Here is a 17,345-nt window from a genome sequence, read left to right as displayed (position 1 = left end):
TGTCTGCAGAGCTCGTAAGTGGAGGTAGCGGCGCCAACAACTGCCCCCACCACCGCCGGTTCAGTCGCCCACGGTCTCCTCGACCTGGTCAGGGCCGGCCATCGCGCCGGCCCAGAGGCGTATCTCTGCGATCCGAGCAGGCAGAAAGTGCTGCCAGGTGTTGCCGGTGAAGCCCCTACCGACGGCAAATTCGCCTGAGCCGGCCTTCGCAGTGAAGACTTGGGCATCACCGTTTTGCTCGTGGCCCACATAAAGGCTGATGGTTCCTCTCGGGGCGTCGAAGACCCCCGTCAGCCGAGCAGAGCCATCCATCCGTGCCTCTCTGCTGGAGGAGACAGCACTGAAGTTTCCGGACGCGTCGAGCCTGCCGAACAGCCAATAGCCGATCGGCACGGTCTTCTCCTCCTCGGCTTCCGGGTCCCATGCGGACTTCTTCTCCGTCAGGTGGAACCACAAGCCCCAAGACGACCCGTCCGCCGTCCGCTGACCGAGGACCTGTCCGGTGTAGCCGACATTCTTGTCCTTCAGTTCGTCACCGTTCAGGGACACCAGAGTGGTGACTGTGAACGCCCCGGTGTCGTCCACGAGTGGCCTGTCCGCGGTGGCCGCGTCGTCAACGCCGTCCAGCACGATCGACTCTCCGTCCAGCGATGCGCCTCCGCTGAGAGTCAGTGACCTCTCATAGCGGGAGGTCTTGTCCGCAATCGTCGTGCCACTGCCGCGGCCAGCCGACCAGTCGGCGACCAACTCCACGCCCGCGTACGTGTCCGATGTCAGCAGGCGAGCCTCTTCCGCAATGGCTGCAGCAGGCAGCGCGCTCTGCCATGCGGTCACCTCGTCGATGGAGCCGTTGAAGGCCCAGTAACGCTTCCCGGCCCACAGATACCGGCCCATGTTGAACGGACCCGTGGCGGACCAGACGGCAGATGCGGTGCGCGTATCTTGCAGCACACCATTCACGTAGAACTTCAGCGCCCCGGTCGCTGGGTCGTAGCTGCCCGCCAAGTGCGTCCATGCTCCAGCCGTTGCCGGCACCTTCGCGACCACCCCGTAGTACGCGGCGCCGGTGTCTTCGTCCTTCTCCTTCACGCCGAACACCCAGGAGTCGTAACTCGACTCGTACCACATGAGAAAGGCGCTGTAGTTTTGGCCGTCCTGCGAGAGCACGACGCTGTCGCGGTCCTTGTTGTTCAGCCTGGCCCAGGCCGAGACGGTATAGGCCGAGCGGGTTTCCAGAACTGGACCGCTCGTCGCCGCGTAGGCGCCGGTGCCGTCGAGCGAGAGACCCTGGTCGGTCACCGGTGTGGCCAGCGGCTGGCCCTGGGCGTCCCGAGTCATCAGGCCTCTGCGGCCACGATCGTCACGGGCCGCGCCTGCACCCAACGTGGCATCTTGACGTGCCCCGTCCTCAGCGGACGCGGAGTCCACCGCCGGACCACTCGTCTCGTCGAAGTGCCACTGCCCGACCGGCCCTTTGGCGGCCACCAGGAAATCGGCCACGGTTTCTGCCCCATAGCGGCCACTACCGACGTTGTCCTTGGCTCGCACGTACAGACTGTGCGTTCCGGAGCGTTGAGGTGTGATCCTCACCGGCATGGACGAGACAGGTTCATCACCCGACCACTCGTCTTCCGAGGACAGCTTGTACTGGAACGCGACGACGGTGCCCTTGTCCGCTTCCGCTGCTGCGAAGGTGAAGGTGCCTGACTCGCCCGGACCTCCATGTGCCGCGCAGTCGTTGGTCTCGCACTCCGTGTAGGGCGCCCCGAAGGTCACCTGTGGTGCCTGGGGGGCCGTCGGGTCGACTTTGAAGTAGCACGGCGTGGTGTATCCGGTGTTCAGGCGATTGTCGCCCTTCTCGTCGTAGGACAGAGTCAGCGCCTTCAGGCGATAGAGCACGCCCTCTTGGAGAGCGGGCAGAACTCGCTTCTGGTAAGAGAGATGCCCGTCAAAGCCTGCGGTGGGGCTGTCGAGATCGGTGTGAGCGACGGTCCACGTCGAGCCGTTGTATTTCTCCGTACGCCACCGGATCCTCAGGTACGCCGCCGACTCCCCGCCGGCGGCGGTACGCGGCCGTCCCTGTGCAGTCGGGGTGGGGGAGGACACCACGCTCGGGCTGCCCGACTTGGTCGAGCACACATAGCTCTTGCCGGCGATGAGGCCGACCTGGGTCGGCAAGGCAGGCCGGGCCACGTACTTCACGGCGAGCACGGCATCGTTGCGGAACCGCTTCCAGGCTGCCGCATCCGACTCGTCGTGCGCCTTGAGCTCCAGTGTGAGGCGGGAGAAGTCTCCCGCCGCGAAGTTCTCCACCGTTGAAGTGAGGTTCTCGTTCGTCTCCTCCGGGTTGTCGTTGAACTCGATCGGTGCGTTCGGGGAGTCCGGATCGCACAGCGAGCCGCGCCCGGCGGAGACGTTCCGGTCCACCATCAGGTCCAGTTCCTTGGGCCGCGACGACCAGGTGGTAGCCGAGGAGACGTTGTTCGTGCGGACCAGGTCCACCCAGCGTGGGTCGCACTGGAACGCCCACGGCTCGGTCACACGGAACGTGGCGTCCAGAACTTGCTTGCCCTTCAGGCTGGCTGGCGAGAACTCGAAGTACAGCTTCTGCACGTATCCCGGACCGCAGTAGTAGCCGTTCCAGGCACCGCACTTGCCCGCGCCCTTGCCCTGGTCGTCGTCGCCGTTGCCCCAGCCGTAGGACTCGTAGCCGTCGCTGCGCAGCAGCGTCCGCTCCGACTCACCCCAGGTCACGGTCGGGTCGATGAAGAGCGGGAAGGCGTCGGCATCCGTCTTGCCGAGCATCACCGCGTCCGGAACGACCGAGAGCGAGTCCTTGGTGACGACGACGTCCATCTTGGCGACCTTGTCCCCCTGGCCGGGCTCCAGACCCGAGCCGGACGGCGCCAGCTCGGCAGGGTCGGCAGGTGCGGTGGGCTCCACCGGATCCCCGGCGACCACCTCGGCCCGCATCACCTGCGTCTGCGTGCCGGACGCCCCGCCCGCCGAGTCCCACATCCGCGCCGGCGGCGACTTGAACACCGTGAGGCCGCTGCCGTCGACAGCCAGGAGGTTGCCCGCCGCGCCCTCATGGACGTCCAGGCCCTGGGCCTTGAGTCCGAAGGTGAGCTTCTTCAGTTCCTCGTTCGCCGCCGCCTCAGGCGTCTTCACGACGAACACCGGCTGGAAGCTCTCGGGCGTCGCAGTCACCTGAAGGTCGACGCCGGGGAGGACATCGGCGTACACAGCGCTCGGGCCGTCCAACCGCGGAGCGGGCAGCTTGCCAGGCCACTCCAACTCCAGCGACCTGCCCTGATCCTCGATCGAGGCCAGGGGTTCCTTGTCACCACCCGCCGAGAAGTCGATGGCCACGGCGGAGGCCTTGGGCCCCACGGAACCGTCCGATCGCTTCTCCAGGGTCGCGTCCGGAGCTTGCCAGCCACCACCAGGCTTGGCCACCCGTACCGGAATCACCGACTGCTCCAGCGTGAAAGTGACACCGTCGAGGTTGGCATAAACCGTCGTCCGGTCCGTGCGCTCCCCCACCACCTCCACACGCTGACCGGATTCCCGCGCCTCGGCCAACGCCTGTTGAGCTTCGGTCGGACCCGTGGGGACCAGGTCTGCGGGAACCGCAGAAGCGGTTTGCGGCACCACAAGCAGCGTTGCCAGAACAGCGAACACCGCCGCTGCGGCTTTCACTCTCCACAAGCAGCCATGCCCATGACATAAGTCAGTTTCCCTGCCACCCCGTTCCAACAACACTGAGCCCCGCCCCCAGAGTCACGAAATCTTCAAATGTCCCCGCATTCAAACCGCATGCTCACAAGGAGTCAAGGATCATCACCCAACGCAGCTGACCCCTGGCTCACTCCTGGCTCAAATGCGACCCCAGGCGCACCCGTGCAAGCTTGTCTCGCAGCACCACACCGACCCGGGCCCAGCACTCGTCGGCACACCAAGAACGACCGGCACGCAGACCGGGATCCCTGCAGCACCCCTCCGGTGGCCGCTGCCGCGCGTGACGCCCTGACCCACCTGGTGGAGACCTGCCCGACACGGCGGTCAACTACGAACGGGGGTTCCAACAATGCGGAGTCCACGCCCGGCACCCTGCACGGCGCAGGCTGCTACAGCAGCGGGTCCAGGGCGACGGCCACACCGCACTCCGTGCAGGCGAGCACCACCCCGGCCGTCGAGCGCAGCAAGTCCAGGCCTCGAGCACGTCGATCTCCCCGGCACACGGAACACGCCCTGCTGCTCGAAGAGCCGAAGGACAGCCGATCACGACCACGAAACTTCCCCGGCTGACGGCTCCCAGCAGGTCTGTCACTCGACGCAGCGAGCTGCCGTGTCCGGCTGCGGAGTTCGTTCGTGGCCGTTCCTCAGGCGTGCCGGGCTACGGAACAGGATTGCCGTCTGGGTGGTCGTGGATCCAGGACAGGCCTCCCAGGTCGAGGCGTTGGCGGGTCCGGGTGACGGCCACGTAGGCCAGGCGGGCTTCAGCATCATCGATAGGGTCGGGGGGTGGCGGGGCGGCCGTCTGAGTGCCGGCGTGGTTGTCCTTGGCACGGGCGAAGTCGTCCGCGACGAGTACGCGGGGCCATTCCCGCCCCTTGGCCTTGTGGGCGGTGGAGACGGTGACCTGGGCGTGCAGTTCAGGGACGAGCCGAGCGACGGCAGTAAGAATGGCGTCGGTGCCATGGGTGTCGACGAGGCTGACCAGGGGCTGGAGGTCGCGTCCGGCCGGGTCATGGGCGGCGTAGTCCTGCAGGTCGCCCCAGGTGGGGAAGAGGATCAGTTCGGGGTGGTGGGTGCGGCGGCCCTCCTTGAGGTCGCGGGCTGCAAGAGCCAGAGCGTGCAGGCTGTCCCCTCCCCCGGCCAGGGCCACTTGGTGTCCGGTGTTCATGAGGGTCATGACCTGGGCCATGGCGCCGACGTTGGTGCGGCACAGGACCGCGTCGGGGTGGGTGACGGGGCCGAGTTCGGTGACCAGGGCGGGGGTGCCGGTGAGGCGGATCGGGGCGTCGGCCAGGTGGAGCCAGCGGTTGGCTTCCGCGGCAAGGTCGGGGCCGAAGCGGAAGGACTGTGACAGGGTCAGCTGGTTGCCGTCGAAGCCGGTCATGACGTCTTTGGCGCCGCGCCAGTGGTAGATGGCCTGGGCGGAGTCGCCGACCATGACCAGTTGGGCGTGGTCGCGCTGGTTGAGGAAGATCTGTTCGACGGCGGGGTTGGTGTCCTGGGCTTCGTCCAGCAGCAGGAAGTCGGCGTCGATGCGTGGTCGGGTGAGGCCCAGATCTTGAGGTAGTGGTCGTGGTCGAAGCGGACGGCGCCGTCGTCGGGATGTTGCAGGTCGGCCCAGGCTTTGCAGGCGAACGGCACGATGTGGGTGGCGAGTTGGGTGTGGAGGTCGGCGTCTTCCAGGCCGCGCAGGCGGGGCACGTGGTGCGGGGTGATGGCTTCGTCGGCGGTGTGGCAGAAGCAGGTGAGGGTGTGCAGGGTGGCGTTGGAGAGGGCTTTCTGTGTCACCTCGCGCTCGCTGATGTGGATGGCTTTGGTGATGCCCAGGGCTTGTCCGGTCTGCCAGGCCGGGCGGCGGGGAGCGCCCAGGCGGCGGGTGTAGCGGTGTCCGACGGCCGCGTAGGCGAGGGCGTGGGCGGTCTTGCACAGCACGTTGCGGGGGAAGCGGGTGGCAGCGTCCTGGGCGATGGCGCGGTTGTAGGCGAGGTAGCGGCCGCGGCGTTGGGTGGCGCGGGCGAGGAGGGCGAGGGTGGTGGTTTTTCCGGTGCCAGCGCCGGCTTGCAGGGCCAGGTGGTGGCCGGCGTGGAAGGCGTCGGCGGCTGCCGTCTGTTCATCGGTGGGCTTCATGGGGTGGGGCTTTCGGGGAGGCGGGTGAGCACGTGCCCGACGGCGGACAGCAGGTAGGCGGGTGTGGTGTGGGCCAACAGTTGGCGGACCTCGTGGTCGAGGCGGTGGGTTTCCTGGTCGGCGTGTTCGGCCAGGGCCCGGTGTACGGCCAGTTCCATCACATGTTCGGGGCTCTGGCCCTCGCGGCGGGCTGCGGCTGCGAGAGCGGCGTGCACGGTGGGCGGGAAGGCGACGTTGAGCAGCACCTTGTTGTCGGTGTCGGGGTAGTGCGTGGTGATCACGTCGATGGGCAGCTGCTCGCCGAGCCGGTGGCGCAGCCGACGGGCGGCTCGGTGGGGGGTCTTGGCGGGCACAAGAGCCATGAGGCGGGTGGCGTCGTGGTTGGCGGCGAGCGGCAGCCTTCGGGCGGCGCGGTGCAGGGCTGCCGGGGCAAGGGGGTGGGTCAGGACGATCTCCAGGGCGTGGTGCGGCATCGTCACCTCCTTCCGCTGAGGGGGTGCGGGAGGCGGGTGTTGATGTGTGCTGCGTGCAGGAGGGGGTCGAAGACATGCCATCCGGTCAGGGCGAGGTCGGCGGCGCCGGGGGCGGCTGTGTGGGCCGGGCAGCGCTGGGTGCGCCAGCGCAGTTGTTCGGCGTAGGGGAGGTGGCCGAGATCGTAGATGGCTGCCAGCTGCGTGGGCAGGGTGAGTTGGCCGTACTGGGGGCCGATGGGCAACAACCTCCAGCGGCCGGCCGGGAGGCTCGGGTCGTGTACGGGGCGGGGGCAACGGTGGCGCCGGCGGGTCTGGGCCACACATTGGATGGCGTCGACGGGGCTGCCGGCGAGGTAGCGGCACAGGAGCAGCTGGACGATGGGGCGGGCGGGGGGTGTGGTGACTGTGTCCGGTTGCACGGTGGCGGGTGGTACCGGGGTGAGGGCGCCGGTGTCGATGAGACGGCGGGTGCGCAGGGCGAGCCGGCGGCGCAGGGTGTCCAGGTGTGGCCCAAGGTACGGGGCCGGGGCGTGGCGGGGGCAGATGACGGTGTGGGAGATGCGGCACCAGGTGCTGCCGTCGCTGTGGGGGTGGGCGATGCCTCCGCTCAGGTGCCAGCGGCAGGGTTCGGGGACTTGGTGCGTGGCCAGTTCAGCGGGATGCAGGGCGACGGGCTGCTGGTCGGTGCGCTGGTACGTGTCGATGCGATTGCCGCAGCGGCGGCAGTGGCCGCTTTGCCCGGTGCGCAGCAGGCGGCTTGGGCTGGTGGCGGATACCCGCAGCGGGCGGCGGGTGTGCGGGGTGCGGGGGCTGCCGTCCCAGTGGTGGTGGGCCGGGTGGTGGGGTCGCATGCGGGGACCGTGCCAGGCGAGGTGCGGGAACAGGCAATGCGTGTGGGGGTGTGTCGCCCGGTCGGACCAGTCGTACCGAACGCGTGGACTATGTGTCGGTTATGCGTTCCATTTCGCTCGCCGGTCCGGGTGATTTGCGATGCGTGTCCGTCGGATCGCGTGAGGGCTCAGGCAGTTTGCGTGCCGGGTGGGGTGTGGTCGCTGCAGAGGCTGCCCAGCAGGTGCTCGAGTGAGACGTCGAAGGTGTGGGCGAGGGTGTGCCAGGTGGTGAGGCTGCCGGTGGTGCGGCCGTGTTCGAGGTCGATGAGGGTGCGCCTGGCCAGGCCGCTGCGGTCGGCGAGTTGGTCGTATGTCCAGCCGCGTTCGCCCCGCAGGCGCGCGAGTTCGATGCGCAGCGCGTTGAAGTCGGGGTCGGGCGGCAAGATCCTCACTCCACCATCCGACGGTGCAGACACCTGCCCTGTCAGTGCAGACTTCTGCACTATCTGCCCGGGTGGGGGTGATGTTTACGGTGCAGGGCTCTGCACTAGCGTGCGGAGGCCTCCGGCACCCACGGCCGGGGCAGCAGTCATCGCGGCGTAGACAGACAGGAGGACGACTAGCCGATGAGGCTTGGCGGCGCGCATCAGGCAGTGCGGCGTATCTGGACGGTGGAGCTGCGTGCGCAGGCGGACGGCCCCCGCCTGGTCTGCCCGCACTGCATCACCCATCCCCTTCCCACAGCCTCCTCCGCGCGGTCCGCGGCGCTGGCGCACCTGGCCTGCCATGCCCGCGCTGACGCCATCCCCCGGCATCTGCGGATCTGCCAGTGCCGCGAGCGGGGGTGCACATGGCACCCGCGGCACCGCGGGTGCGCCGGTCCGGTGCTGCTCGCGCTCACCCGTGACCGAAGCGGCCGTATCTGGCGGCTGGCCGATGCGTGCAAAGCCTGTGCCGCGGCGACCAGTCGCACCGCCGCCGTGCCCGACACCGTGCTCATCCCTCGCCGACCCGCCGCTTCTCCTCCCCCGGTGCGGCGGCAGTTCCATGATGAGTGTCGGCGTGTGCGGGAGATGCTCACCTACCTCGCGTCCGCGCTGGGTTGTGTCACTTCTCCAGCAGCCCGGCTGCTCGCCCTGCAATGCGCCCTGCGCGCCGACACCAACGGTTGCGCCCTGCTGCCGGCTGGCCTGTTGCGCGGCATGCGCCTGCACCGGCGCGCCGAGGTGTGGCAGGAGCTGGCCCGGGACGGCTGGCTCGGCCTGCCCGCCACCCGGGCGGCGTTCATGCAGGTCCGGCTGCTGGACGACGCCATCCTGGATCAGGCTCCAGGCCGCAGCGCTCGCCGACGTGCCGCCCACTGGGCCCTGCACCCCTCTCCCCTGGCCACGCCGCCGGAGGCGGCACCGGCAGAACGTCTGACGGCCCTGGTGCTGGCATCCCACACAGACCTGTCCGGCACCGCTGCTGACATGGCTGTCGTTGCCCGCCTGTGCGGACACTCGCGTCGGCAGACGGGAGAACTCCTCGACCGGCTCGTGGCAAGCCGCACCCTGGCGGCCTGGCACCATCAACCGGACACCGACGAAGTGCACTGGAAGCCCGCACCGCAGCACCGCCTCCCCCTCAGCCACACGCACAGGCCTGCACCCTGACCACTGCCCTGCCAAGACCCGTCCATCGACTCGCCATACGGCAGAGAGCTATGCGGCCGTCTTCCGTACTATCGCTACGACAAGGATGTGCGTCAGTAACTGCCGCCACCTCCACGGCAGCAGGCGGGACAGCATCAACCTTCGACTTCGCGTACGCCACGGGCTTGCCGCCCATCGGCTGCGTCACCCAGGAAGGGTGTGAGCATCATGTCCGAAACCACTGCCCAGACGACCGAGTTGACCTCCCAGTACAGCGCTCAGGTGGCAGGCGACCTGGAACGCAACCTCAAGGAGCAGGAACGTCTCAGCGGTGAGATCGAAGCGCTGCAGCAGCAGCTGGCCGCCGTGCGGCACGATCACACCATCCTGGTGAACCTCCAGCAGGCTCTCGGTGTGCCGGCGGCGCCCGATGCGCCTGCGGCCGAGCCCGTCACGGCGGTACCCGCCCCTCGCAAGAAGGCCGCGGCAGCATCGGTTGAGGCCAAGCAGACGAAGACCGAGAAGACCGCCCCGGCGAAGAAGCGGGCCAGCAAGAAGACCGCCGCCGCGGCGCCGTCCCCTCAGTCCGCTCTGCCCAAGCTGGTGGACCTCGTGCGGGAACACCTGGCCGGCCAGGACGAACCTCGCTCGGCCGCCGAAGTCACCACCGCGCTGGGACAGCAGCATCCCGAGCGCGCAGTGAAGACCACCGTGGTGCGTACGACGCTGGAAGGGCTCGTGGCCAAGAACCAGGCTCAGCGCACCAAGCAGGGCACATCCGTGTTCTACACCGCCCCTGAGGCAGCGGCTCCCGAAGCCGGCGAGCAGACACCGCAGCAGTCCGCCTGATGCCCCGAGCGCTCTTGGTCGACCGCATCATGCGCTGCTGCTGCGGCTGAGCGTCGCATGGGCCGGGCCCGTCCCGCAGGCCTGTGGTCGCATCTGCCGGGGCGAGGCCGGGCGTGTCCGTCAGGCCGCGCGGACAGTTGCGCGGGGACTCAGGTATGACGTACAGCGTGGCGGCGGGCCGCTGTCGCCGACAGGACCAGGTAGCGGACCTTGCTCGCGTCCAGGCCCGTCACGGCTGCGGCAGCCGTGCTGCTGTAGCCGCGCCGCCAGCGCAGGACCCGCATGCGATGGGTACAGCAGACTCGTCGCTGGTCCCTGGAACATCGCCAAGAGCGATGCGTGGATCCAGAGCATCATCAATCAGCGGGGGCGCCAAGTGCGAACCTCGAGGTGGATGATCTGGGCATCGGCCTGGATGCGTCCTGTTTCCGTGAGCCATTGGTGGACGGCTGCGGTGACGTCTCCGCCTGCTGCGTCGACGCGGCGGGCGAAGTCGGCGGCGTCGAAGCCTCCGGTCTGGGCGGAGCCGTAGGAGCGTTCTTCTGTGTGGTCTGCGCGTTGGGTGACGTCGCGGCGGATGCCGGGTGAGTCGGTGCGGCTGCCGGAGGGATGGACGTAGGCGGTCTTGGCAAGGCGGACGGTGAAGGCCAGGCGCAGTCCATGGGAGGCGGCTTCGGCGATGAGAGGACGCAGCCGGGTGGAGCCGGAGGCGATGGCCTGGGTGCCGACGCGGCCGGTGCCGGTGCCGGTGGGGGTGATCAGGACGGCTTTGCTGCGGACCCGGGCGGGGGCGCCGGAGGAGGTGGTGCGGCGGGTGATGTGGCGAGCAGCGATCGCGGTCAGTTCGGGCAGGTCGGTGATGCCGCCGGCTTCGACGGCGGTGAGTACGTCGCGCAGGGCGCTGACGAAGGCCGCACCTTTGTTCTTTGTGTAGAACTGCGAGACCAGGGACGGGTCTCGGTCAATGATGCGGGCGATATCGCGTTTGGTGTAGCCGGCGTGCTGGAGTTGGTCGGCGAGGCGGGCTGCCTCGTTCAGTTCGCGTTGCGGCTGGGGGCGGTTGCTGCGGCGTCGTGGCGGCATCATGCCTCCTGGCTGGCGGTGAGGGCGGCGCGTCCGGCATCGCGCAGGGCGAGGAGCTGTTCTTCGGTGGTGGGCGCGGGGACGGGGCCGCCCAGGTGGCCGCGCAGGAGGTAGTCGCCGGGCTGGTGGTGGTAGGGCCAGTTGTGGGGCTGGGTGAGGTAGAGGGCGTCGGTGCGGAAGGCGATGACGGTGCCGGGCGGGGTGTGCAGGGCACCTGCGTAGGTGTCGTCGTCGCGGTGGCGCTGGGTGAGGAGGGCGGCTCGGGCTCCGGACCAGATGGCGGCGGCCCATTCGGGATGGGCGTTGGGGTCGCGGCTGAAGCCGGTGGGCTTCTGCCAGGTGATCAGGTTGTCGTCGAAGCCGATGATCTCGGCGTCCGGGGGGACGTCACGCTCCATGGTGCGGGGGGTGGTGCCGGTGACCATGCGGGGGCGCTGGGCGAAGGAGCCGATGCCGTACAGCAGGATGGAGCGCACGGCGCGGGAGGCGAGGTGGGCGGCGCGGGCCTGCTGGGCATCGCCCTGGAAGTGGGCCTGGGCGGAGAGGTTGGTCCAGGTCTCCTTGAGCTTCTTGGCCCAGTCGTCCAGGGGTTTGCCGTCCTCCCACAGGATGCCGTCGAGAATTTCAATTCTCCACGGGGTGATGGGGTTGGTCAGGGCGGTGTGGATTTCGGGGCCGCCGGCCCAGGTGGTGAAGGTGGTGCCGGGGATGGCCGGGTAGTGCCAGGCGCGGTCGCCGGGGGCGGGAGCAGGGAGGAGGCCGACGTGGTCCCAGGTGTCGGGGACGGTCACGCGGACCTGCCAGTGCCCGCACCCGTACAGGGCCCGCATCTGTTCCTTCTCCGACCAGGCGGAGAAGGTCGCGGCGGTGATGCGGCGGGGTGTGCCGACGGGGGATTTCCAGGTGTGCTTGGCGTAGGCGATCGTGCGGTCGTATTCGACGAGTTGGGGCAGTTGTCCGGGCACGCGGGGCGGGGTGATGAGCTCGTTGCGGCCCTGGCCTGCGGTGGCGTGGAGCAGGCCGCGCAGTTCTTCCGAGAGGACGGGGAAGCCGTCGGCGTACTGGCCGCGGGTGGGGATGGTGCGGGTCCACAGGTCGCGGCCGGTCTGTGACGGGGAGCCCATGATGACCGCATCGGGCCAGTGGCGGCGCAGGGCCTGCCACAGCAGCACGAACGCGTCCCGGACGGTGGCCGGTTCGTCGCCGCCGGTGTCGAACCACTCCCCCACCGAGCGGATCTCCGCGTGGCTGTCGCCTTGGTCGCGCTGGTAGCGGCCGACGGGGTTGCGGGCGTGGACGAAGTGGCCGGCCATCCGGTCGCGGCCGCGGCCGGTGTCGGTGCGCCAGCCCGGGGCTGGCGCGTTGAGCCAGGCGGCGACGGCGTCGCGCAGGTAGGGGTGGCGGTCGGCGTCGCGGTGCCATGGGTCGCCGGCGGTGATGTAGATGCGCTCCACGCCTTCGGGAACGGTGTGGAAGACGGCGGTGAGGATGTCCGCGGCCGAGCGGCTGGCGAGGTCGAGCTGGTGGGTTTGGTTGCGGTGGACCAGGACGCCTGTGTCGGTGTCGAGGAAGACGGTGGAGCGGGCCTGCTGGGTGAAGTTGGGCCGGGTAGAGGCCAGGCCTGAGGTGTGGGCGAACCAGGCGTCGCCGCTGGTGCCCGAAGGGATGGCGGGCAGATCCCGGGGGGCGTCGATTGCTGCAGGCGGTTCGGGGGCCGCAGCTCGCTCTGGGAGCGGTGGCGGAGCGGAGAACGCGGCAGTGGCCGTCATCGCGGGAGCGGCTGCTCCCGGCTGCGGTGCGAGCGGTGCGGGGTCGGCAGCGGCCCGGGCCGGGGACGGGTCGGGGACTGACGGCTGCGGGGCGCCGTTTCCGGCGAGGCTGTCGGGTGCCAGGGCGGGGGCGAGGGCGACGACGTCGGCTACACCCAGTCCGGCCGCAGGGGCGATCCGCTCTGCCTTGGCTTTTTCGTGGGAGGCCAGCTGGACGATCTTCTTGTTGCGGTCGGCTTCCAGTTTCGCCAGCTCCGTCCGCGCCTTCTTGATCGCGTCCCGCACGGTGCGCAGCTCGGTGAGCGCTGTGTTGTAGCTCTGTGCGTCCATCGGGGCTTCCTTGTCCGGGCCGGGTTCAGTCGGAGGAGGGCGTGGAGACGTAGGCGATGGCTCCGCCCGAATGGGAGGTGAGCCGGGTGCCCAGCAGCAGCTCGGCGAGTCGGCGGTCACCGTCGATGCTGGAGGTGATCACTGTGTGCGGGGTGGCCAGGTCGGTGACGTAGCCGGCCAGGCGGGCGTCGGGGAAGGCGTGACGGCCCTCGGTGTTCTTCTCCCAGCGTTCGAGCCCGGTCAGTACGGCCACCACGTAGCCGGACAAGGTGACCGGCAGCACTCCCCCGGCCGCGACGCTCGCCGCGTCGCACCGCCACCAGCCGCGCAGTGCCTTCAGGAGGCTGTCGGGGGTGAGGGTGGCGGCGAAGCCGATCCAGTCGCGGTCGGCGTCGTCGGCGGGCTGGGCGGTGTCGACGCGCAGGACGGCGATCTCTTGGGTGTCCAGCTGGTGCAGGGGGGCGTGGTGGCGCGCGCTGAGGGCTTGTACGGCTCTGAGGGGGATCATGACGCGTACTCCGCGGCGGGAGAGTCCGGGGAGCAGTTCGGCCTGGACGAGGCGCCGGAACGTTGTGATGGCGCAGCCGAGTTCTTCGGCTGCCTGGCCGGTCGTCAACAGCATGCACACCACCTTCGTCCATGCGTACTCTGATATCTGATTTGGGACTCATTTTAGTGTGCGGATTGAAAGGTCGTCAAAGAGCACTCCGCACCTGCAGGACGGGGCCTTCCGCTGGAGGCAGCGGCGTGGCTGATCTACCGGAACGGATGGAGCAGCGGCAGAGCCGGGCGCACCTTGACGACGGGCCGAGTCGGCGCACCAGAGGGCTCCGTTGAGGCCGGACCGGCGCTGCCGGACCCGGCAGGCCCGGCCGGGGAGGGTGCACGCTGCCGGACCGCGGCGCGCACCGGGGTCCGGCAGCGGGGTCGAACAGCAGCAGCTGAGGCCGGGCGCTCCACCGGTTCCACAACGTCCCGCTCCAGCGGGCAGCTACCGTCCTCTGGTTGTGAGGGGAGTCCGGACCGCTGGCAGCCCGGGGCGCGCGAACCGCGGCGAGGGCGGTGAGCGGTCGGGTGGTGTCGCGTGCGTGGCGGCGGAGTGCAGGGCGATGTTGTCGTAGCCCGTCAGCCGGAGGGCGCCGATGGCCAGGTTCCGCAGACCTGCCATCGCGCGGGGAGCGTTGCCGGTGCGGTGCTGCGGCACCGTCCCGGTCTCCTGCACCTCCGCGTACACGGCCGGGCGTCCGGGTCGGCGCCGAGGACGACCCGGGCGGTCGAGCGGGATCTAACGAAACTGCCGGCAGGGCCGACCGGGTGCTCAGCGGCGCGTAGAGCGTGTGCAGGGATCCTTCCTCCGGAAGACTTGCCTTCCGCAGGAGTCCACTCTCCAAGGAGCCTTCGTGCCCGATGACTTGGTAGTCCCCCGGCCGGGTTTGTCCGCGTTCGAGCGTACGAACGCTCCTGATGTCGACACTGTCTCCCAGGTCATGCAGGTCCTCGGCATCGGGGCGCAGCTGAGCGGCCACCGGGACCTGGTGTCGGAGCAGGGTGCGTCGGACCGCGGCCTGATGGCGGAGCTGGAAGTCCCCCGCGTGGCTGAGCTCGGCGACAGAAGGGTCAGTCCAGTCGAATGCGATGTGTATGTGAGGGATCGGTACGGGGACTCCATCGCTCGTGCTCTGACCGGGCCGCTGGCTGCCGTTGATCACAGAGAAGCCCGAAGGGTCCTGTGGAGGGACCTGGGCGGCTCGGAGCCGGTAAGGAGATGAGCGGAGCCACCAGGTCGCGGCCGTTGCCTTTCTCCTCGCCGCGCTGCACTCCGTCCACGAGGGCGAGCTACTGCGGGTCACTGCCGCATCGGAACTCACCTGGCAGGGATTTCCGGTCGCGCGCCGCGGGACCCGGGGCCAGCCGGACAGCGCCGATCAGGCCCTCATGAGCGCCTTGGAGACTGGGACCGCCTCCGACTCCGAGGACGTCCGCGTGATGGCCGGCAACGCCCTGGCCCGCCTGGCAGAGGCAGACGAGGCCCTGACGGCCGATGCCGAAGCCCCCGCTGCGCCGGGCCCGTCCGACGCCGACGCGCAGAATGCCCAGCCCCTTGGCGGGGCTGGCGCGACCGGCGGAGCCCTAGAGTCGGTGATCATCCACGGCACCTGGGCGAACCATGGGCCCACCGGCCAATGGTGGAGGCCAAAGGGTACGAAAACCTTCCACGACTTCCTCCTGCACGAAAACGTCGGGCGAAGCCTCTACGACGGGGACGACTGCTTCGAATGGTCGGGGAACGACCGTAACCACCAGCGATACGTCGTCGGCAAGGCCCTGAGGTGGTGGGTCGACCGGCCACAGGGCAGCGGCCGGCTGAAGGCGGCCTTCGCCCACAGCCACGGCGGCACGGTACTGATGTCGGCTGCCGCCCACCAAGGCCTCCAGGCTGAAGGTTCCGGCGTCGGCCTGGACGCCCGCCGTCGAGGCCGACGGCGAGATCCGTGACGGCGCCTGGGTCGCCGAACTCACCGGCGATGTCCTGGACGGCTGGCCGAAGGGCATGCGGCTGATCGTCCGGAAGGAACGGCCGGTGCCCTGGAGCACAGTTGAGACTCACGGACGCGGACGGCATGCGGCTGACCTGTTTCGCCACCAACACCTCCGGCCGGCCGATCGCCGAGCTCGAGCTCCGTCACCGGCTGCGAGCCCGGGCCGAGGACCGTATCCGGGCCGCCCGGGCCACCAGCCTGCGGAATCTCCCTTTGCACCGCACCGCCCAGAACCGGATCTGACTGGGGATCGTGCAGATCGCACTGGACCTGCTGGCCTGGATGCCGATGCTCGCACTGACCGGCAAGTCCAGGCTCTGGGAGCCCCGCCGACTGCGGCTCCGTCTTTTCACCACGGCGGGACAACTCGTGACCACCGGCCGTCGGCGGATCCTCCGCCTGGCCCGGCACTGGCCCTGGACCAGCCACATCACCACAGCTCTCGAACGGCTCGCACTCCTGCCGAACCCCGGCTGACCAACGGATTCCCCGTCCCTACGACAGCAGCTCAACGCTCGGAGCAGTGGAACCCGGCGCCGCCCCGAGGCGACATTCGGGCCCTGGGCCTGCACAGCCTTCGCCCACGGCACGAAAACGGTCCACCGACTCCGTCGGCGGACCGTCACGAAACTTCGAGGCTAGGTATCGATGCAGGACGTCATGTGGCGGATCAAGCAGACCAGTCGCTTTCTAAACGCTGCGAAGTGCCGCTAAAAATTCATCTCCGGGATTTTCTCCGGATTTCCATACGAAAGAACCCGCAGGAGCCCATCCCGAAGGACCGAGACGTCCACCTCGGATGTGATTCCGATTTCGATTTCAGGATCGGTCAAGCTAAATCGCTCGGCCGCTTCATCCGAGAAGCAGAACTGAATTTTCGCCGGCGAAATAGTCACCTTCCTGACACCTCCGTAATGGACTCTACCTCCATCATTGACGACGCAGTAAGAATCCATACCAAGCCTTCGATCCTGCTCGTCAGGCTCTTCCAATTTACATTGGAAGATGAAGTTTCCGTCGTCACCATACTCGTCTGCAGCAATCCCGACGATGAAACATGAGTCCGGAAGGTTCTCACCAGAAGAAGCTACTGAAATTTCCCAATCGAGACGCTCCACCATCTACTCACTCCTTAGGCATCCACACATTACCATCGCCCCAATGGTAAACCCATCTAGTCCCCGTCTCAGTCGCGGCGCGACTCATCGCCCCCTGGCATTGACTGCAAGGCTCATCGAGGCCATAGACCGTCACTTTATCACCCTTGTTGACAGGAACCAGGTTTGCGTATGGGTCGTTGGGCACAGGAACTGTGGCGCTTCCACCAGACATACGGCCAGCTCGAGATTCTGTGTGACTCGCCTGCGCGTTGTTCGGAAACCCGAGGGAATGTTCCTCCGGAGTCATACTGCCGCTGCGAAGCATGTAAGTATTTTGCAACTCGCCGTTAGCGTTGCGCACCTCAACTACAGCCCAGCGAGTAGGCTTCTTAGCGCTATCACCCTTTGAAGGGCCTACCATGCTACCCGTGTACGGCTTGTTCTTCGATCCGTAGACGGGCCTATGGGAAAATATGGCCGCCAGTGCACTCGGAACGCGATAGTTATCGCTATTTACATCATAGCCATAGCCTGCCACCCAGTTATCAAATTGCGCTCCATAGTCACAGCCGGGACTTCCGGGTTCACCACCATTCCGGCAGTCGCTATCAAAAATCCAGCCGAAATACTCTGCAGTATGGGGAACGTTGCTCACTATGCCGTAGAAGGTTTCTCCGACTGTTGAACAAACTCCGGAAAGAAATCCCCAGGAGGAGCAACCATCAGCGCTCTTTGCACCATTACCAGTTCCACTGGTGGAACTGGCACCGTTGCGGGACTGTAAGACGTTCGGTGTAACTCCCGATCATGGAAGATGCATCGATGACCAGTGAGAACGTGTTCGGATCTGAGGCTGTCGAGCCCGTGGA

At 68.1% G+C, this 17,345-nt stretch carries 15 protein-coding genes and 2 pseudogenes; 5 read left to right on the top strand and 12 right to left on the bottom strand.

Going from position 1 to position 17,345, the window contains the following annotated elements:
- Positions 1–60: 60 nt before the first annotated feature.
- The 5 genes and pseudogenes from ACZ6D7_RS38175 to ACZ6D7_RS38155 form a co-directional block, all read right to left on the bottom strand.
- A complete protein-coding gene (locus tag ACZ6D7_RS38175) occupies positions 61–3,702 on the bottom strand; it encodes a laminin G domain-containing protein (protein ID WP_469500939.1) in 3,642 nt (1,213 codons plus the stop codon).
- A gap of 697 nt (positions 3,703–4,399) precedes the next feature.
- Positions 4,400–5,868, bottom strand: a pseudogene (locus ACZ6D7_RS38170) (UvrD-helicase domain-containing protein).
- The gene (locus ACZ6D7_RS38165; RefSeq protein ID WP_469500937.1) at positions 5,865–6,341 is read right to left on the bottom strand and encodes a hypothetical protein; all 477 of its coding nucleotides are present in this window, start codon (positions 6,339–6,341) and stop codon (positions 5,865–5,867) included. The pseudogene ACZ6D7_RS38170 and the gene ACZ6D7_RS38165 overlap by 4 nt, the downstream one beginning before the upstream one ends.
- Before the next feature lie 2 nt (positions 6,342–6,343).
- Positions 6,344–7,192 (bottom strand): DUF6083 domain-containing protein, encoded by an 849-nt coding sequence (locus ACZ6D7_RS38160; protein ID WP_469500935.1) that lies wholly within the window; start codon positions 7,190–7,192, stop codon positions 6,344–6,346.
- Between the two features lie 167 nt (positions 7,193–7,359).
- Entirely contained in the window at positions 7,360–7,623 is a 264-nt protein-coding gene (locus tag ACZ6D7_RS38155) for a helix-turn-helix transcriptional regulator (protein WP_469500933.1), read from the bottom strand.
- A 432-nt stretch (positions 7,624–8,055) separates the two neighbouring features.
- Here ACZ6D7_RS38155 and ACZ6D7_RS38150 point away from each other — a divergent pair, with 432 nt between their 5' ends.
- Both ACZ6D7_RS38150 and ACZ6D7_RS38145 read left to right on the top strand, forming a co-directional pair.
- Positions 8,056–8,826, top strand: a complete 771-nt coding sequence (locus ACZ6D7_RS38150) for a hypothetical protein (RefSeq protein WP_469500931.1) — start codon at positions 8,056–8,058, stop codon at positions 8,824–8,826.
- 207 nt (positions 8,827–9,033) lie between these two features.
- Positions 9,034–9,654 (top strand): hypothetical protein, encoded by a 621-nt coding sequence (locus ACZ6D7_RS38145; RefSeq protein ID WP_469501067.1) that lies wholly within the window; start codon positions 9,034–9,036, stop codon positions 9,652–9,654.
- Positions 9,655–9,803: 149 nt separating this feature from the next.
- On the opposite strand, the gene ACZ6D7_RS38140 is transcribed toward ACZ6D7_RS38145, so the two are convergent.
- The 5 genes from ACZ6D7_RS38140 to ACZ6D7_RS38120 all read right to left on the bottom strand — a co-directional run bounded on the left by ACZ6D7_RS38140 (position 9,804) and on the right by ACZ6D7_RS38120 (position 14,070).
- On the bottom strand, positions 9,804–9,938 hold the full coding sequence (locus tag ACZ6D7_RS38140; RefSeq protein WP_469500929.1) for a hypothetical protein: 135 nt from the start codon (positions 9,936–9,938) through the stop codon (positions 9,804–9,806).
- Positions 9,939–10,014: 76 nt separating this feature from the next.
- The gene (locus ACZ6D7_RS38135; RefSeq protein WP_469501064.1) at positions 10,015–10,737 is read right to left on the bottom strand and encodes a helix-turn-helix domain containing protein; all 723 of its coding nucleotides are present in this window, start codon (positions 10,735–10,737) and stop codon (positions 10,015–10,017) included.
- Positions 10,737–12,836: a hypothetical protein gene (locus ACZ6D7_RS38130; protein ID WP_469500927.1), complete on the bottom strand. Its 2,100-nt coding sequence runs from the start codon at positions 12,834–12,836 to the stop codon at positions 10,737–10,739. Before ACZ6D7_RS38130 ends, ACZ6D7_RS38135 begins: the two co-directional genes overlap by 1 nt.
- Before the next feature lie 25 nt (positions 12,837–12,861).
- The gene (locus ACZ6D7_RS38125) at positions 12,862–13,458 is read right to left on the bottom strand and encodes a helix-turn-helix domain-containing protein (protein ID WP_469500925.1); all 597 of its coding nucleotides are present in this window, start codon (positions 13,456–13,458) and stop codon (positions 12,862–12,864) included.
- Positions 13,459–13,827: 369 nt separating this feature from the next.
- The gene (locus ACZ6D7_RS38120) at positions 13,828–14,070 is read right to left on the bottom strand and encodes a hypothetical protein (RefSeq protein WP_469500923.1); all 243 of its coding nucleotides are present in this window, start codon (positions 14,068–14,070) and stop codon (positions 13,828–13,830) included.
- Positions 14,071–14,236: 166 nt separating this feature from the next.
- On the opposite strand from ACZ6D7_RS38120, the gene ACZ6D7_RS38115 reads away from it, so the two are divergent.
- The 3 genes and pseudogenes from ACZ6D7_RS38115 to ACZ6D7_RS38105 form a co-directional block, all read left to right on the top strand.
- The gene (locus tag ACZ6D7_RS38115; RefSeq protein ID WP_469500921.1) at positions 14,237–14,605 is read left to right on the top strand and encodes a hypothetical protein; all 369 of its coding nucleotides are present in this window, start codon (positions 14,237–14,239) and stop codon (positions 14,603–14,605) included.
- A gap of 217 nt (positions 14,606–14,822) precedes the next feature.
- The gene (locus tag ACZ6D7_RS38110; protein WP_469500920.1) at positions 14,823–15,332 is read left to right on the top strand and encodes a hypothetical protein; all 510 of its coding nucleotides are present in this window, start codon (positions 14,823–14,825) and stop codon (positions 15,330–15,332) included.
- Positions 15,274–15,853: pseudogene (locus ACZ6D7_RS38105) on the top strand (transposase); the annotation flags it as partial. The gene ACZ6D7_RS38110 and the pseudogene ACZ6D7_RS38105, both read left to right, overlap by 59 nt.
- 233 nt (positions 15,854–16,086) lie before the next feature.
- Here ACZ6D7_RS38105 and ACZ6D7_RS38100 read toward each other — a convergent pair.
- Together ACZ6D7_RS38100 and ACZ6D7_RS38095 are read right to left on the bottom strand one after the other, a co-directional pair.
- Positions 16,087–16,497, bottom strand: coding sequence for an Imm10 family immunity protein (locus ACZ6D7_RS38100; protein ID WP_469500918.1), 411 nt, complete (start codon positions 16,495–16,497; stop codon positions 16,087–16,089).
- A gap of 4 nt (positions 16,498–16,501) precedes the next feature.
- On the bottom strand, positions 16,502–16,897 hold the full coding sequence (locus ACZ6D7_RS38095; RefSeq protein ID WP_469501061.1) for a hypothetical protein: 396 nt from the start codon (positions 16,895–16,897) through the stop codon (positions 16,502–16,504).
- Between the last annotated feature and the right edge of the window lie 448 nt (positions 16,898–17,345).

It is taken from the genome of Streptomyces sp. NPDC041784, from assembly GCF_055591025.1.
This window is presented reverse-complemented; position numbering and strand designations above follow the sequence as displayed.

What these genes read in the sequence shown, in the direction of transcription:
- ACZ6D7_RS38165 (WP_469500937.1), bottom strand. Translation starts at nt 6,341, where the DNA reads ATGCCGCACCACGCCCTGGAGATCGTCCTGACCCACCCCCTTGCCCCG.
- ACZ6D7_RS38160 (WP_469500935.1), bottom strand. Translation starts at nt 7,192, where the DNA reads ATGCGACCCCACCACCCGGCCCACCACCACTGGGACGGCAGCCCCCGC.
- ACZ6D7_RS38145 (WP_469501067.1), top strand. Translation starts at nt 9,034, where the DNA reads ATGTCCGAAACCACTGCCCAGACGACCGAGTTGACCTCCCAGTACAGC.
- ACZ6D7_RS38140 (WP_469500929.1), bottom strand. Translation starts at nt 9,938, where the DNA reads ATGCGGGTCCTGCGCTGGCGGCGCGGCTACAGCAGCACGGCTGCCGCA.
- ACZ6D7_RS38135 (WP_469501064.1), bottom strand. Translation starts at nt 10,737, where the DNA reads ATGCCGCCACGACGCCGCAGCAACCGCCCCCAGCCGCAACGCGAACTG.
- ACZ6D7_RS38130 (WP_469500927.1), bottom strand. Translation starts at nt 12,836, where the DNA reads ATGGACGCACAGAGCTACAACACAGCGCTCACCGAGCTGCGCACCGTG.
- ACZ6D7_RS38125 (WP_469500925.1), bottom strand. Translation starts at nt 13,458, where the DNA reads ATGCTGTTGACGACCGGCCAGGCAGCCGAAGAACTCGGCTGCGCCATC.
- ACZ6D7_RS38110 (WP_469500920.1), top strand. Translation starts at nt 14,823, where the DNA reads ATGGCCGGCAACGCCCTGGCCCGCCTGGCAGAGGCAGACGAGGCCCTG.
- ACZ6D7_RS38100 (WP_469500918.1), bottom strand. Translation starts at nt 16,497, where the DNA reads ATGGTGGAGCGTCTCGATTGGGAAATTTCAGTAGCTTCTTCTGGTGAG.
- ACZ6D7_RS38095 (WP_469501061.1), bottom strand. Translation starts at nt 16,897, where the DNA reads ATGGTAGGCCCTTCAAAGGGTGATAGCGCTAAGAAGCCTACTCGCTGG.